Here is a 15,513-nt window from a genome sequence, read left to right as displayed (position 1 = left end):
CGGAGCGTCCGGCCCGCTCGTTCGCCCCCATCCGCCGGACCCACCCGTTCCCGTCGGGTTCCGCGGCCCGGGAGCCGGCCCGGGAGCCGGCACCGGACAGGGCGCGCCCGGACGGCAGCGCCCGGTCCCGTGGTGAGGCCTCGTCCCGGCCCGCTCGCCCCTCCCCCGCGCCGGGCTCGCCGTCCGCTGCGGGTTCCCCCTCCTTCGCGGGAGGCGCCTGCGGCCCGCCGGTCGTGGCCGGGGCCGACGGCGGGACGGTCCGCGTTTCGTGACCTGCCAGGACACGCCCCCCGGTGGGCGCGGACGTCGTACCGGAGAGCGGCGTCCCGGTCCACGGTGACCAGCCGGAGGACCAGACGCCGACCCCCGCGGCGGCGAGGAACCCGGCGATCAGCGCCGGTCGCAGCAGCCGGTCGCGGGAGAACCGCGACCAGGGCCGGTGCCACGGGCCGGGCGGCGGGGGCATGGAGAACGGCCGGCTGTCGAGATACGTCCAGGCGCGCGCCGCCGCACGCTCGTCGGCCGCCACCTCCTCCGCGACCTCTCCCCCGCCCGGAAGGACCTCCGGGGACGGGGACGGCCGCGGGGACGGGGGCGGCTGTGGGGACGGGGGCGGCTGTGGGGACGGGGACGAGGGCCGTCCGGGCGGCGGGTCGCCGTACGGCATGCGACCCCGCGGCCTTCTCGGGCCGTGGCCGTGGGTCCGGTCGTGCCCATCGAGCATCTCGCCTCCCGTATCGCGTCCGACCACCCCAGCCTGGCAAAAGTCACCCAGTGTATGCGGGCCATGACAGTACGGTCTTACCGATCTGTTATCAGCACCGGCCCGCAAAGAGGGGGAAATGAGGGGAAGACCGGCTTCATCCGGTGCGGACAGGAGCCACGAAGCCCGGGATGCCTGGAACACCCTCCCGCCGCACGGTCACGTCTCCATGGGTCCCGCGTTCTCGGTGCGCGGGCGCCCTTCCTCATCGTGAGTCTCATAGACCATGCCCTTTACATTGTAGATTCACTATGTCGTCCTTTCCCGTCACGGGCTTCCGCGAGCCGGAATCGGAACGCTCTGATCAGCACCGGGAGCGCTCCCAGCGATGATCGATGGTTAGGCAGGTCAGCGAGGGTAGTTACCTGGACGTAATACTTCAGCGACCGTTCGGATCCTGGTCGACGTACCGGTAGCCCCCCGGCGACGACATGGACGCACATGGGGGGATCGACGTGAGAACCAGCAGCCGAGCACAGTGGCCGATCACGAGCGACCTGACCGGCCTGCGCAGGCGGCTCGCTCGCTACGCCGACCAGGTGGGGCTGACCGGCAGGCGACGCGACGACCTGCTGCTGGCCGCTCACGAGGCCACCATCAACGTCCTGGAGCACGGTGGCGCGTCGGGCACGGTGAGCGTCTGGCAGGACGAGGAGACCCTGACCGTCGACGTCGCCGACGACGTCGGCCGCCTCGCCCCCGGCGACGCCCGCCGCGACCGCCCCTCGCCCCGCGCGACCCGCGGGTTCGGGTTGTGGCTGATGGGCCAGATATGCGATGAGTTCACCATCCGCCAGGCCGACGGGCGCTCCCACGTGCGGCTGCGGATGAAGCTGACCAGCGGCGCCCGCTGACCGGCCCCGGCACGCCGATCCCCGGTCGCCGGTCGGCCGAGCAGGGGCCCTGATCTCGTCGTCCCGGCCCGGGGCGTCGGCCGGGCCGACGCGCCCGGCGGCGTGGCACCCCAGAGCCGGTCCTGCCCTCGGGGCCGGTCCTCACCCCCGGTCGGGGACGGCCAGGTGCCAGCCGAACCATTCGACGACGTTCTTGACGAAGGTCGCCCGGTTGACCGGCTGCCGGATCTCGTGCCCCTCGTCCTCGAACAGCAGCAGCTCGCAGGGCACGTCGCGGGCCCGCGCCGCCCGCAGGGCCTGCTCGGCCTCGTACAGCGGGACGTTGGTGTCCTGGGCGCCGTGCACGATCAGCAGCGGGGCCCGCAGCCGGTCGAAGGAGTGCAGGGGCGACAGGGCCCGCAGCAGTTCGCGGTCGGTGACGGGGTGGCCGTACTCGCTGACGGCCGCCGCGGCGATCCACGGCTCGGTCCGCTCGTAGAAGGTCTCGAAGTCGGCCATCCCGCAGACGTCGACACCGGCGCGGAAGAGATCCGGATGGGTGACCAGGGCGGCCAACGTCAGGTAACCGCCGTAGGAACGGCCCATGCAGGCGATCCTGCCGGGGTCGGCGACGCCCGTACGCGCCAGCTCCACGGCGCAGTCGGCCACGTCGTGGATCGCGTCGAAGCGGAGCGCGTGGTTGTCCGCGTTGCGGAAGGCCCGGCCGAAACCCGACGAGCCCCGGACGTTCGCCGCGAGCACCCCGATCCCGGCGGCCAGCAGGTTCTGGAACAGCGGGTTGAAGGTGGGCCGCTCCTGGCTCTCCGGGCCGCCGTGCAGGTAGATGACGCAGGGCGTCGGGCCGGACGCGTCCGGGACCCGGTAGAGCCAGCCGGTCAGCTCCATGCCGTCGCGCGCCTGGAAGCGCATCAGCTCGGCCCCGGCCGCCTCGGCGATCCGTCCCGACCCCGCGACCCGCCGGTAGCCGCCGGTCTCCAGCTTGCACAGCAGCACGTGCGGGGGCCGGTCGGGTCCCTCGGCCGCGAGCACCGCCAGGCGGCCGTCCAGGGAGATCCTGATCGAGGTGACCACCTCGGCGGGCGGTGGCGGCAACGGCCGGGTCAGGCCGGTGTCGAGCTCCATCACCTCCATCTCGGAGCGGCCGTCGACGTTCCAGACCAGGACGACGCGGTGACCGTCGGCGCTCAGCGCGAACTGGTCCAGCTCGGCGTCCCGGCGCTCGGCCAGCACCTCCGGAACGCCGTCCTCGTCCACCGCGACCAGCGCGGCCCGGTCGCGGCCGACGTCGGAGAGCAGGTAGGCGGTCATCCCGTCGGGCGAGAGGATGCCGTAGTCGGTGGTGCCGGTCAGCCCGGCCAGCAGCGGTCGTTCCCCGGGGCCGGGCAGATCGCCCGCGGCCTCGTCGGGCAGCCCGGCCGGAAGGCCGGGCGGCACGTCGGCGAGATGACCGGCCGGCGGTTCCGAGCGGAGCCCGGCGGGCGGCAGCGGCGAGGGGAGGGACCCGGCCCCCGGGACGAGATCGTCGGGAAGGCCGGGAAGGCCGGGACCGGGAAGCGCGGGCGGGCCGGGGAGAAGGTGCTCGGGGCCGGGAAGGGCCGCGGCCAGCCCCGTGGTCCCGGGAACGGGCAGGGCGCCGGCCCCCTCGGGGCTCCCGCCGTTCCCGTTGGTACCGCCGCTCCCGTTGGCGCCGTTGGTTCCCACGGTCTCGGCCGGCCAGGCGGGGTGGGCGAAGGGGAAGTCCTCGTCGTGCCCGATCGGCGGGACGGCCGGGAGCCCTCCGGGAAAGGCGTGCAGGTCGGCCACGTACATCCTGCGCACGCCGCGCGGGCCGCGCCGCAGCAGCATCCGCCGGTGGTCGCGGCTGACCGACGCCGGGTGCATCAGCGCGCCGCCGGCGATGACCTCCCGGCCGCCGGAGCCCGCGTCGATCAGCACCGCCTCGGTACGCCCGGAGGCGGTCACCTCGGCGACGAGGAGGATCTCCCCCTGCCCGGTCCAGCGGACGAACGAGGCCGACCCGCCCTCCGGTGCCGACAGCGGCCGCAGGTCACCGCCCTCGGGCCGGACCGTCCAGACCTGGCCGTGCTCCCCGCCGCCGGGGACGATCAGGACGGCCAGCCGCCTGGCGTCGGGGGACCAGCTCACGTCGGCGACGGGCTCGGAGCCGGTGTCGACCGGCCAGGCCCCCCTGCCGGGCGGCGTCTCGGGCCCGTCCTCCCCTGGCGTCCACTCCTCCAGGTCCGCCCCCAGGGGCTGGATCCAGACGCGCGGCGAGCCGTCCCTGTCGTCGATGAAGGCCACCGCGCTCACGTCGGGCGCCAGAGCGGGTGCCCGGCAACTCCGAGCCGTCAGGCCCGTTCCCATCGAGGGACGGGAACGGGCACCGAGGATTTCGACCATCAGACTCCTTGTGCCTGCAACCACAGCTCCAGGAGTCCGAGTTGCCACAACGCGTTCGCACCCAGGGTAGTGCGATGTTCGTCCGGCGCCGTCAAGAGCTTCTCGACGTAGGTCTGCTCGAACAGCCCCCGCGAGCGGGCGGCCTCGGAGGTGAGCGCGTCGGCGACCATCTCCAGGAACGGTCCGTGCAGGTGCCGGATGGCCGGGACCGGGAAGTACCCCTTGGGCCGGTCGATCACCTCGGCGGGCAGCAACCCCCTGGCGACGTCCTTGAGCACTCCCTTGCCGCCGGAGGCGAGCTTGAGCTCGGGCGGGCAGGCCGCCGCCAGCTCGACCAGCTCGTGGTCCAGGAACGGGGTCCTGGCCTCCAGCCCGAAGGCCATGGTCATGTTGTCCACCCGCTTGACCGGGTCGTCGACGAGCATGACCTCGGTGTCCAGCCGCAGGGCCGCGTCCAGGGCCGTGTCGGCGCCGGGCCCGGCCAGGTGACGCCGGACGAACTCCCCGCTGACGTCCCCGTCCGGCATGTACTCGGGCGTGAGGATCCCGGCCAGCGTGTCGTGCGGGCGGTCGAAGAACTCCCGGGCGTAGACCTCGGCGGCGCGCTCGCGCGGGACGCCGGCCAGCGGCGGGTACCAGCTGTACCCGGCGAACACCTCGTCGGCGCCCTGGCCGGACTGGACGACCTTGACGTGCCGGGAGACCTCCTCCGACAGCAGGTGGAAGGCGACGCAGTCGTGGCTGACCATGGGTTCGCTCATGGCCCCGACGGACCGCTCCAGGGCGGGCAGCAGGCGCGCGTCGTCGATCGGGATGCGGTGGTGGTCGGTGCCGAACTCGGCGGCGATCAGGTCGGAGTAGCCGAACTCGTCGCCCTGCTCGCCGCCCGCCGGGGCGAACCCGATGCTGAACGTCGACAGGCCCGTCTGCCCCTCCTCGGCCAGCAGCGCGACGATCAGGCTGGAGTCCAGGCCGCCGGAGAGCAGCACCCCCACCGGCACGTCCGCGACCATGCGGCGGCGTACGGCCGTGCGCAGCCGGTCCAGCACGGCCTCGCGCCACTCCGCGGGGCTCGCTCCGGCCAGGTCCGGCAGGGCCGAGCGGGTGTAGGACGGCCGCCAGTAGCGGTGGTCGGTGACGCTCCCGTCGGGCTCGACGGTGCGCACGGTGGCCGGGGGGAGCTTGCGCACCCCGGTCAGGACGGTGCGCTCGCCCGGGACCACCGAGTGGAAGGTCATGTAGTGGTGCAGGGCCGTCCGGTCGATGCCGGTGTCCACCTCCCCGCCCGCCAGCAGGGCGGGCAGCGTCGAGGCGAACCGGAGCCGGTCGGCGTCGTGGGAGAGGTAGAGGGGCTTGATGCCCAGGCGGTCGCGGCCGAGCGTCAGCCGCCCGGTGTCCCGCTCGGCCACGGCGAAGGCGAACATGCCCGCGAAGTGGTCGACGCAGCCAGCCCCCCAGCGGTGGAACGCCTTCACCAGCACCTCGGTGTCGGAGCTGGAGAAGAAGCGGTACCCGTACCCCTGCAGTTCCTCGCGGAGCTCGCGGTAGTTGTACAGGCAGCCGTTGAACACCGCCGTCAGGCCGAGGTCGGCGTCCGTGATCGGCTGGGCGCCCCGCTCGGACAGGTCGATGATCTTCAGTCGCCGGTGGCCGAAGGTGATCGGCCCCTGCGACCACAGGCCCGCCCCGTCGGGCCCCCGGTCGCACATCGTCTCGCTCATCCGGGTCACGGCGGCGACGTCCGCCGGACGTCCGTCGAACCGGAACTCACCGCTGAGGCCGCACATCGGCATCCCCCCTCAGAAGCCACGTGTCCTTGGATCCGCCTCCCTGGGACGAGTTGACGATCATGCTTCCGGCCGGCGCGACGCGGGTCAGCGCCGTCGGCGGCACGGTCGCGGTCTCGCCGAAGCAGACGAAGGCCCGCAGGTCCACCACGCGCGGGCTCAGCCGCTCGCCGTCGAAGCTCGGGTGCGTCGACAGGTGGACCGTCTCCTGGGCGACCCAGCCCTCGGGCGCGGCGATGATCGTCTCCCTGACCCGGTCCAGTTCCTCGGCAGAGGCGTCGGGGCCGACCACCACGCCCTGGCCGCCGAAGCCGTCCACCGGCTTGACCACCAGCTCGGGGAGCCGGTCCAGCACCTGCTCGCGGTCGTCGGCGTCCCGGCACAGGTAGGTGGTGACGTTGTCGATGAGCGGCTGCTCGCCGAGGTAGTACTCGATGAGGCGCGGCACGTACCGGTACAGGCACTTGTCGTCGGCCAGCCCGTTGCCCGGGGCGTTGGCCAGGACGAGCGCGGACCGCTCGACGGCGTCCATGATCTCCAGCCCGAGCGTCCCCGCCAGCAGGTCGTCCTCGTCGATCCGCCGGTAGAGCACCGTGATCCGGCGCCCGGCGACCTCGAGGTGGCCGTTCCTGAAGGACAGCTCGGACGGGAGCACCAGGGGTACGCCCATCTCCTCGGCGAGCATCCGGTGCTCGTAGTGGGCGGAGTCCCCGGGACCGCCGGTGACCACGGCCAGCCTCTCCGGGTCGCCTCCGGCCGCGGCCAGGAGCGCCTCCCGGAGCGTGTGCAGGCCCTCGGCGGGGTCGAAGGCGGCGTCACCGGGCAGGAGCTCCGGCAGCACCTCGGCCATCAGCCGCCTGTTGGTCACGGAGTACCCCAGGCCCGAGGGCACCCGGAGGTTGTCCTCCAGCACCGCCCAGCGGCCGACGCTGTCGCGGACCAGGTCCAGCCCGGCCACGGTGCAGCGCACGGTGCCGTTCGGCACCCTGCGGCCGGACTTGTGGTACCCGGGGGACTCGTCGACCACCCAGGCGGGGATCGCGCCGTCCCGGATGATCCTGCGCTCGCCGTAGGCGTCGTGCAGGAACGCCTCCAGCGCCCGGATCCGTTGCGGCAGCGCCCGCTGGACCTCGGTCCACTCGTCGGCCGGCACCAGCCTGGGGACCAGGTCGAAGGGGAAGATCCGGCTCTCGCCGCCGCCCTCCACCTGGAAGGTCATGCCGTGGCTGCGCTGGTGGTCGTCGCGGCGCCGCTCGGTCTCGCGCAGGCCGTCGGCGCCCATCCGGTCCAGGACGCTCAGGATCGACTGGTAGGACTCGCGGACGGTGCCCTCGATGATCGCCTCGTCGCCGGGGGCCTCGTAGCCGTCCAGGAGGCTGGTGTGCATCCTGGGCATCGGCCCGCCGAAGGCGGTCTCCCACTCCTCGGAGCGCGTCTCGGCGACGACCAGGTCGACCACGTCGGCCAGCCTGCCGCTCCGGGCGAACGCCTGGCGCTGGCGGGCCGCGGAGCTGCCCCTGGCCAGCGACTCCCGGGCCAGGGAGGTGACGAGCTCCCAGTCGCCGCACTCCTCCAGCTGCGGCCGCAGGCCGTTGATCATCCGCCGGACCACCTCGGAGGCGGGGCCGGGGGTGCCCTCGATCGGGTCGACGAGCTCGCCCTCCAGCCCGGAGCGGGCCGCCCTCCAGGACGCGGCGCGGACCATCTCCAGCCGGACCGTACGCTCCGGGCCGTTCTGGACGGCGTCCAGCTCCCGGGCCACCAGCGCCCGGAACAGCCCGGCGATCAGCACGATGTCGCCCACCCGGGGGCAGGCGTCGCAGACCCGCAGCTCGATGGTGGGCAGGTGGTCCGAGGGCCGGATGTCGAAGTAGATCATGCCCGGGTCGGTGATCACGCCGGAGGCGATGAGGTCCTGCACCACCCGGTCGTACTCCGCGGCCGACTCGAAGCGGGGAACCGGGCCCGCCGTGGGCCAGCGCTGCCACAGCAGCGGGCGGTAGCTGGCGTAGCCGGTGTCGGAGCCCAGCCAGTACGGCGAGCTGGAGCTCAGCGCGAGCAGCGGGGGCAGCCAGGGGGCCAGCCGGTGCGCGACGGCGACGGCCAGGTCGCGGTCCTCGACGTCGGCGTGCACCTGCGTCCCGCAGATGAGCTGCTCGCGGGTGAGCAGCTGGTAGTCGGCGAGCATCTGCTCGTAGCGGGGGTCGGGGGAGATCTTCAGCGCCTCCAGGTCGACCAGCGGCACGCTCCCGGCCGCCACGATCCCCAGGCCGAGGTCGTCGGCCGCGTGGATCACGGTGCGGCGCAGCGCGGTCAGGTCGTGGCCGAGGTCCTCCAGGCGCACGAACGGCCTGCTGTTGGCCTCCACCACCGAACGCTGCAGCTCGTGGGTGAACCGGTCGGCCGGTAACTGCTCCAGCAGTACGCCGGCCCGTGGAACGAGGTGCCGGGTCTCCACATCGACGACGTGAAACTCCTCTTCGACGCCGACTGCGATCGGCCCCGCCAGACCCGCCATTTCATCACTCCAGAAGTAAGCCGGTTCATCGGGATTTTTTGTTCTTTGCCCGAAAAAAGAGGTTCCGCACTTCACGGGCCACTTCTGGGAGAAGTGAGGCGATCGGCTCACGCAGCGTGGTCGGACGCGTCCACCTCTCCGGCTCGGGCGGTCATGGCACCTGCCCTCACCAGAAAACTCTACGCGTCGGCAGATATCCGATCTTGGGTGGGTTCGTCCCCAGGAGTCGGATCGGAGCAGGTCAGGGCGTGAATCGGCGCGGGGACGGGGGCGGAGCCAGGCGCGGGCCGGGGCCGGGGCCGTAGCGTTGACGGGAGCTCGCGCCGGGCCGGGCCCGGGGTGGTGCCGTCCGGTGGGTGAGGGGCCGGGTCCGCTACGGCGACGGCGGTGCCGCCCGGCCTTCGGTGCCGGTCGCCTCTTCCCGTCCGGTCGCGTCTTCCGGACCGGACGCATCTCCCGGGCCGGACGCGTCTTCCGGACCGGTCCTCTCCTGCGCGCCGGTCCCGTCTTCCAGGACGGCGGCGTCCTGCGCGCCGGTCGTGTCCTCCGCGCCGATGGCGTCCGCCCAGACGCTCGCGCCTCCCGGACCGGCCGTCTCGTCGGGACCGGCGGCCCCGGGATCCTCCGGCGGGTCCAGCAGGTGACGTACCGGCGGGCTGTCCAGGAACGTGGAGACGGCGCCGGCCACTCCCTCCCCCAGGGGGCGGAAGGCGTCCACCACCGCCTGGGCCGGCGGGCCCAGGCGGGCCTCCACCTCGTGCAGGAGATTCTCCAGGACCTGCGGGAACGGCGGCACCGGCAGGGAGCGCACGGGTTTGGACTGCACCTTCTCCGGCGGCGTCCAGCGCATCGAGTCGTCGCTCATGGCGAGCCACTCGTCGACGGCACCGTCGATGGAGTCGAGCACGTGATCGGAATCGTCTGGCATGGCGGCTTCCCCTCATGACCGGGACCCGATAAGACGACGGTACCTCGCCTCGCCGCCGCCGGGCAGGGGCCGGGACGATCCGAGTTCCGCGACTCCGGGTGATCGAGAAGATACTCTCGGCGAACGGGGAGATCGCGTACCGGAACGGGTATGGGCGGATGGTCGGGCGAGTCGTCGCACCGGTCGTCACGTGGCCCGGGTGGTCCGGGTGGTCTGGGTGGCCGGGGCGCGGGCGTGCGGGCGTGCGGGCGTCGTTCCGGTCGTCGGGAGAGGATGCGTCATGGCTGTGACCCGGGGCGGGTCGGGGGTGTTCCGCCGGAAACCGATCGAGGACATCGAGGAGGGCGAGGAGGGCCAGGCCGGCCGGCTCACCCGCGTGCTGGGGCTCTGGCAGCTCACCGCCATCGGGGTGGGCGGCATCATCGGCGCGGGCATCTTCACGCTGGCCGGGACCGTGGCCAACGGGGTGGCGGGGCCCGCCGTCGTGGTGTCGTTCCTGATCGCCGGGGTGGCGAGCGCCGCGGCGGCGCTCTCCTACGCGGAGTTCGCCGGCCTCATCCCCAAGGCCGGATCGGCCTACACCTACGGGTACGCGGTGCTGGGCGAGCTGGTGGGCTGGTTCATCGGCTGGGACCTGCTGCTGGAGTACACCGCGATCGTCGCGGTCGTGGCCATCGGCATCTCCGGCTACTTCTCCTTCCTCCTGACCGACCTGGGGCTGCAGCTGCCCGCCTGGATGCTGGGGGCGCCGGGCACCGGTGCCGGGCACCGGGTGGACCTGTTCGCCGCCGTGCTCTGCCTGCTGATCGCCGGCCTGCTCAACCTCGGCATGCGCAGCGCGGCCCGTTTCGAGATGGCCGTCGTCATCCTCAAGGTCGCCGTCGTGGTGGTGGTCATCGCCGTCGGCGCCTTCTATGTCAGGTCCGCCAACTACACGCCGTTCTTCCCGTACGGCATCGGCGGTGCCTTCACCGGAGCGGCCACGGTCTTCTTCGCGGTCTTCGGCTACGACGCGATGAGCACGGCCGCGGAGGAGTCCAAGGACGCGAGGCGCCACATGCCCCGGGCGATCGTCTACTCCCTGGCCATCTCGATGGTGCTCTACGTGCTGGCCTGCCTGGTGCTGACCGGCATGCAGAAGTACACCGAGATCGACCCCGAGAGCGGGTTCTCCACGGCGTTCCAGTCGGTGGGCCTGAGGGTGCTGGCGGACCTGATCGCCGTGGGGGCCATCATCGGCATCCTGACCGTCATGTTCACGTTCATGCTCGGCGTGACCCGGGTGTGGTTCTCGATGAGCCGGGACGGCCTGTTGCCGAAGTGGTTCGCCAGGACGCACCCGACGCGGCACGTGCCGACGCGCGTGACCTGGATCGCCGGCGTCATCTCCGCGATCATCGCCGGGTTCCTGCCCATCGCGGAGGCGGCCGAGCTGACCAACATCGGCATCCTGCTCGCCTTCGTGGTCGTGTGCGCGGCGGTGATCATGCTCAGGCGGCGGCGCCCCGACCTGCCCCGGACCTTCCGCTGTCCCGGGATGCCCGTGGTGCCCGCGGTGGGAATCCTCTTCTCGGTCTGGCTGATCACCTTCCTGCAGTGGCAGACCTGGATACGATTCCTGACGTGGTTCCTGATCGGCCTGGTCGTGTACTTCGCCTACTCCTACCGGCACTCCGCGCTCGCCGGATCGTCGTCGTCCCGGGGCGCGACGCCGCCCGAGGACGACGGTCCGCGAGGCGTCCGGTGATCCGTGCGGCCCTGACGCCCAGGTCCGGCGCGGGTGGCCCGGACCACTCCATCAAAGCCCGTTGAAACTGGCATAACCCTCTCAACTGGGGGAATGAGCTGGCGATGCTGTCTGAAACTCGTCCCGCCGGTGGTGACACGCTCACCTTCCTCGGCGCGATCATGCGTAATCCCCAGCAGCTGGGAGCGATCGCGCCCAGCTCGAAGGCCATCGCCCGCCTCGCGGCGTCAATCGTCCCGGACAGCCCCGGCGCCGTGGTCGTCGAACTCGGTGCCGGAGGCGGAGTGATCAGTGACGCCATCCGCGACCGGATGCCCCCGGGCGGACGGCAGCTCGCCCTGGAGATCAACGAGGGCATGGTGCGTCATCTCCGGCGCACCCGGCCCTGGCTGGAAGTGATCACCGGTGACGCCGGCGACCTGGGCAAGATCCTGAGGGAGGCAGGCCTCTCGCACGCCGACGCGATCGTCTCCTCGCTCCCCTGGACCCTGTTCGACGACGCGCAGCAGAGGCTCATCCTGGAGGAGATCGCGTCCTCGCTGGCCCCCGGCGGCAGGTTCAGCACGGTCACCACGCTGACCGTGATGCCGTTCCAGCGGTTCCGGAACTTCCGCGGGCTGATGCACTCCACGTTCGCGACCGTGGGCACCCTCGGCCCGGTGTGGCGCAACGTTCCTCCCGCCCTGATCTACACCGGTGTACGGTCACCCGACCTGCTGGCCGAGGACGCGTCCGGCGAGACGGAGTAGCGGTACCGGTCCCGGGCCGGGGTTCCCGGTCCGGGACCGTCCCGACGGAGAAGCCGGGGGGCGAAATAAACCCCCGGCCCACCGGGTTGCCGCCTTCATGGCTCAAGACGACATCCGCGGGACGGCCCGCGGCTCCAGTGAGGTCCCCCTGTCGATCCTGGAGCTGGCCGTCGTCGGCGCGGGGATCACACCCACCGAGACGCTGAGGGCGAGCACCGAGCTGGCCAGGCGGGCGGAGGGGTGGGGGTACCACCGGATCTGGGTGGCCGAGCATCACGGGATGCCCTCGGTGGCCAGCTCGTCCCCGGCCGTGCTGATCGCCCATCTGGCCGCGGCGACCACGTCCATCCGGCTCGGTTCCGGCGGTGTCATGCTGCCCAACCACGCCCCGCTGATCGTCGCCGAGCAGTTCGGCACCCTGCACGCCCTGCACCCCGGCCGCATCGACCTCGGCCTGGGCCGGGCCCCGGGCACCGATCCCGCCACCGCGCGGGCACTTCGCCGGCACGGCCCGGACGCCGACGACTTCCCCGAGCAGCTGGCCGAGCTGACCGCCTTCCTGGACGGCGCCTTCCCCGCGGGGCACCCGCTGGAGCGGGTCGTCGCCACCCCCCGCTCCCCCGAGTCGGGCCGCCCGCCGATCTGGCTGCTGGGCTCCAGCGGCTTCAGCGCGCGGCTCGCCGGCATGCTCGGCCTTCCGTTCGCGTTCGCGCACCACTTCAGCGCGGGCAACACCGTCCCGGCCCTGGAGCTCTACCGGTCCTCGTTCCAGCCCTCGGCCGTCCTCGACCGGCCCTACGCGATGATCGGCGTCTCGGCGGTCGCCGCGGACACGTCCGATCAGGCTCTGCGGCTGGCCCGTTCCGGCGGCCTGTCCATGCTGCGGCTGCGCCGCGGCGCCCCGCAGCCGGTCCCCACGCCCGAGGAGGCCGAGAACCACCCCTACAGCCCGATCGAGAGGGACTTCCTCGACGACTACCTGTCCAAGGTGGTGCTCGGGGACGCCGGCGAGGTTCGCCACGGGCTGGAGGACCTGCGCAAGCGGACCGAGGCCGACGAGCTGATGATCATGACGATGGTCCACGACCCCGCCGACCGGATCCGTTCCTACGAGCTGGTCGCCCAGGCCTACGACCTCACCCGGGAGCGCTGACCGCCACGGCGGACCCGCAAGAGGGGCGATCCGCCCGCGTCTGCGCGGATAAACGTCATGATCTTCACGGAAACTGCACGGGTTGTCGTTACCCTCCCGATACATGATCAGATCGAGATGGGTGAGCGTACCGGTCTGGCTGGCGGTGCTGCCGTGCGCGGTGTGGGCGGTGCTGAGGGCCGGCGGCTGGACCCCGGTGTGGCAGTGGGTCCCCCTGGTGGCGTTCACGCCGTACGTGGCGGCGGCCTCGGTGCTGCCCCTGCTGATCGCGCTGGGGCTGCGCCGCCGGGCCGCCGCGGCCCTCGCCCTGGTCGCGAGCGTGGTCCTGGCGGCCACCGTGCTCCCCCGCCACTTCGGTGACACCGCCGGCCCCGCCTCGGACGGACGGCTCCGGGTGCTCGCCGCGAACCTGGCCGTCGGCGCGGGGGACACCGACACGCTGATGAGGCTCGTACGCTCCCTCGACCCGGACGTGCTGGCCCTCCAGGAGATCACCCCCGCGGCGCGCGGGCGCCTGGAGAAGGCCGGCCTGCGCGAGAGCATGCCGCACGTCGTGGACCGCGCGGTCGAGGGGGTGCGGGGCTCGGCCGTCTACTCCAGGCACCCCGTCACCGAAAGCCCCCTGATCGAGCTGGGCGGCTTCCGGCAGGCGCGAGGGGTGATCAGGCATCCGAGCGGCCACGAGATCGAGATCGTCTCGGTCCACCCCTGCGCGCCCCGGTTCGACCACAAAATCCCGTGCTGGGACGCGGGGCTGCGGGCGCTGCCCCGGGCGGGCGGCCGGTTGCGGGTGCTGGCCGGCGACTTCAACGCCACCCTCGACCACCGGCAGGTACGCGACCTGCTCGGCAGCGGCTACCGGGACGCGGCCGACGTCACCGGGCACGGCCTGACGCCCACCTGGCCGCAGCAGGGCTGGTCACCGGTCCCCGGTGTGACGATCGACCACGTGCTCGCCGACTCGCGCATGGCGGTGCGGGCCTTCGGCGTCCACGCCCTGGCGAACACCGACCACCGCCCGGTCTTCGCCGAGCTGGGCCTGCCCCGCCCCGCCGGCCGCTGACGCGGCCCGGCGGCCCCGCCGTGACGAGGTGACCGGGGACGGACCCCGGCCACCTCGTCGTGGCGTCAGGAACGTTCGGGCTTCCGGTAGATGCCCTTCCGGAGGCCGATCTCCCATATCTTCCCGAGGTGCCTGGCGAGCTCGTCGGAGAGGTCCTGCGGATTCGCCGGGTTGAGGTGGATCTCGCCGGTGTGCTTGTCCAGCACGGCCACGATCTTGTGCGGCGGGACCATGTGCACGACGGTCTCCATCTCGGCGATGTCGATGTTCCCGAGCTGGTTCGGCATGGCGTAGCCGTAGCCGTCTTTGATCACCGACATGTACCGGTCGGTCATGTCGAACGCCGGCCCCTCGTCGTCCCCCCAGACCGCGACGTGACAGGCACCGTAGAAGGCGTCGTCCGTCCTCTCCCGTGCGACGGTGCGTCCCTGGTGCCTCCGCAGGTCGAAGTCGTCGCCCGGAGCGGGCATGCCGTCGCGGAACAGCACCTCGGGCGGCACGCCGTGCGTGCGGTAGAGCCTCTCCAGGCGGCCGGGACTGCACGGGATGCCGTACCTGTCGACGGCCGTCCACGTCGCCTCGCCCGCCCACGGGTCCGCCGGTTCCTTGCGCGACCGGTCGTCCGGAGCCGTGACGGGAACCGAGGCCGGGGCCGGGGTGGCGGGCGTGGTGGCCTGCGGGGGCGCGGCCGGTGACAGGTACTCGCTCAGGAAGGAGACGGTGTTGCCGATCAGTTCGGCCAGGCCGAACCCCGGCGGGCGTACGCCGGTCCCGTACGAGCGCACGGTGATCCTCTGAGGGGTCACCCCGGTGATCATCCTGCGGGTGGCGTGCCCCCGGATCGTCTCCCTGCCGATCACCCGCGCAGAGGGCGTCAGCAGCGTCAGGATGCTCATGCCGTGGCCTTCAGCAGCGTGCCCACCGCGGTGACCTTCGCGCCGAGCGCCCTGGTGACCGCCGAGCGCAGCACCTCGCGCTGCCCGGCCGGCACCGCCACGAGCTCGCCCTCGAGTTCGATGAGCACGTCCTGATCGTCGGCCGCGCCGACGAAGAGGCTCTCGGCCAGCGAGGAGGAGATCAGGTCGACCGCCCGCAGCGGTTCCAGCGCCCGGAGTTCGGGACGCTCGGCCAGCGCCTGCTGGAACGACGGCAGTCCGATGACATCGACGATCTTGGCGGCGGCGGTGTCCAGTGTCGTGCCGCTCGCGTTGATCGCGGCGACGGTGGCCTTCATCTCCTGGGTACCGGTGGAGGCCGGGGCGGAATGGGACATCGCAGTCCTTCTCTTCTCTTCTGGAAGGGGTGGAGCTCCACCGTGCGTCTTTCCGGGTGGGCGGCTCCGGGATGACCGAAGTCTCCACCGCCGTCATCGACAGGGGATTGCAGGGCGATTACACGGCCCGGGAGTCCCCCGACGGCCGTCCGGGCGGCCGGTGCCCGAGGGGCCGGCGATGCCGTCGAGGCCGTCGAGGCCGCGTCCGGGCCCGGAGGGGACCCGACTTTCGTCAGGGGTGGTCGTGGCCGATCGTCGGATTCCCCCGGGGCCGCGGG

General features: G+C 72.6%; 11 protein-coding genes. 5 read left to right on the top strand and 6 right to left on the bottom strand.

Annotated elements, in window-relative coordinates; all coding sequences use genetic code 11:
• Positions 1-1,218 precede the first annotated feature (1,218 nt).
• Positions 1,219-1,617 carry an ATP-binding protein gene (locus ACZ6RT_RS05390; protein WP_470152329.1) on the top strand — a complete coding sequence of 133 codons (399 nt, stop codon included), beginning with the start codon at positions 1,219-1,221 and terminating at the stop codon, positions 1,615-1,617.
• A 141-nt stretch (positions 1,618-1,758) separates the two neighbouring features.
• On the opposite strand, the gene ACZ6RT_RS05385 is transcribed toward ACZ6RT_RS05390, so the two are convergent.
• From ACZ6RT_RS05385 to ACZ6RT_RS05370, 4 genes are all read right to left on the bottom strand, one after another.
• Positions 1,759-4,017, bottom strand: coding sequence for a S9 family peptidase (locus tag ACZ6RT_RS05385; RefSeq protein WP_470152328.1), 2,259 nt, complete (start codon positions 4,015-4,017; stop codon positions 1,759-1,761).
• Entirely contained in the window at positions 4,017-5,804 is a 1,788-nt protein-coding gene (locus tag ACZ6RT_RS05380; RefSeq protein ID WP_399194498.1) for an N-acetylglutaminylglutamine amidotransferase, read from the bottom strand. Before ACZ6RT_RS05380 ends, ACZ6RT_RS05385 begins: the two co-directional genes overlap by 1 nt.
• Positions 5,785-8,322 carry a glutamate--cysteine ligase gene (locus ACZ6RT_RS05375; protein WP_470152327.1) on the bottom strand — a complete coding sequence of 846 codons (2,538 nt, stop codon included), beginning with the start codon at positions 8,320-8,322 and terminating at the stop codon, positions 5,785-5,787. Before ACZ6RT_RS05375 ends, ACZ6RT_RS05380 begins: the two co-directional genes overlap by 20 nt.
• A 373-nt stretch (positions 8,323-8,695) precedes the next feature.
• Positions 8,696-9,250: a hypothetical protein gene (locus tag ACZ6RT_RS05370; RefSeq protein ID WP_470152326.1), complete on the bottom strand. Its 555-nt coding sequence runs from the start codon at positions 9,248-9,250 to the stop codon at positions 8,696-8,698.
• Positions 9,251-9,530: 280 nt separating this feature from the next.
• On the opposite strand from ACZ6RT_RS05370, the gene ACZ6RT_RS05365 reads away from it, so the two are divergent.
• The 4 genes from ACZ6RT_RS05365 (at position 9,531) to ACZ6RT_RS05350 (ending at position 13,962) form a co-directional block, all read left to right on the top strand.
• Positions 9,531-10,997: an amino acid permease gene (locus ACZ6RT_RS05365; RefSeq protein ID WP_399194492.1), complete on the top strand. Its 1,467-nt coding sequence runs from the start codon at positions 9,531-9,533 to the stop codon at positions 10,995-10,997.
• 104 nt (positions 10,998-11,101) lie between these two features.
• Positions 11,102-11,746, top strand: coding sequence for a class I SAM-dependent methyltransferase (locus ACZ6RT_RS05360; RefSeq protein ID WP_399194490.1), 645 nt, complete (start codon positions 11,102-11,104; stop codon positions 11,744-11,746).
• A 97-nt stretch (positions 11,747-11,843) separates the two neighbouring features.
• On the top strand, positions 11,844-12,899 hold the full coding sequence (locus ACZ6RT_RS05355; RefSeq protein WP_470152325.1) for an LLM class flavin-dependent oxidoreductase: 1,056 nt from the start codon (positions 11,844-11,846) through the stop codon (positions 12,897-12,899).
• Positions 12,900-13,002: 103 nt separating this feature from the next.
• A complete protein-coding gene (locus ACZ6RT_RS05350) occupies positions 13,003-13,962 on the top strand; it encodes an endonuclease/exonuclease/phosphatase family protein (RefSeq protein ID WP_470152324.1) in 960 nt (319 codons plus the stop codon).
• 65 nt (positions 13,963-14,027) lie between these two features.
• Here ACZ6RT_RS05350 and ACZ6RT_RS05345 read toward each other — a convergent pair whose 3' ends face one another.
• On the bottom strand, positions 14,028-14,858 hold the full coding sequence (locus ACZ6RT_RS05345; RefSeq protein WP_470152323.1) for a hypothetical protein: 831 nt from the start codon (positions 14,856-14,858) through the stop codon (positions 14,028-14,030).
• Positions 14,855-15,235, bottom strand: coding sequence for a hypothetical protein (locus tag ACZ6RT_RS05340; RefSeq protein WP_344907165.1), 381 nt, complete (start codon positions 15,233-15,235; stop codon positions 14,855-14,857). The genes ACZ6RT_RS05345 and ACZ6RT_RS05340 overlap by 4 nt, the downstream gene beginning before the upstream one ends.
• Between the last annotated feature and the right edge of the window lie 278 nt (positions 15,236-15,513).

Source organism: Streptosporangium sp. NPDC050148 (assembly GCF_055586505.1).
This window is presented reverse-complemented; position numbering and strand designations above follow the sequence as displayed.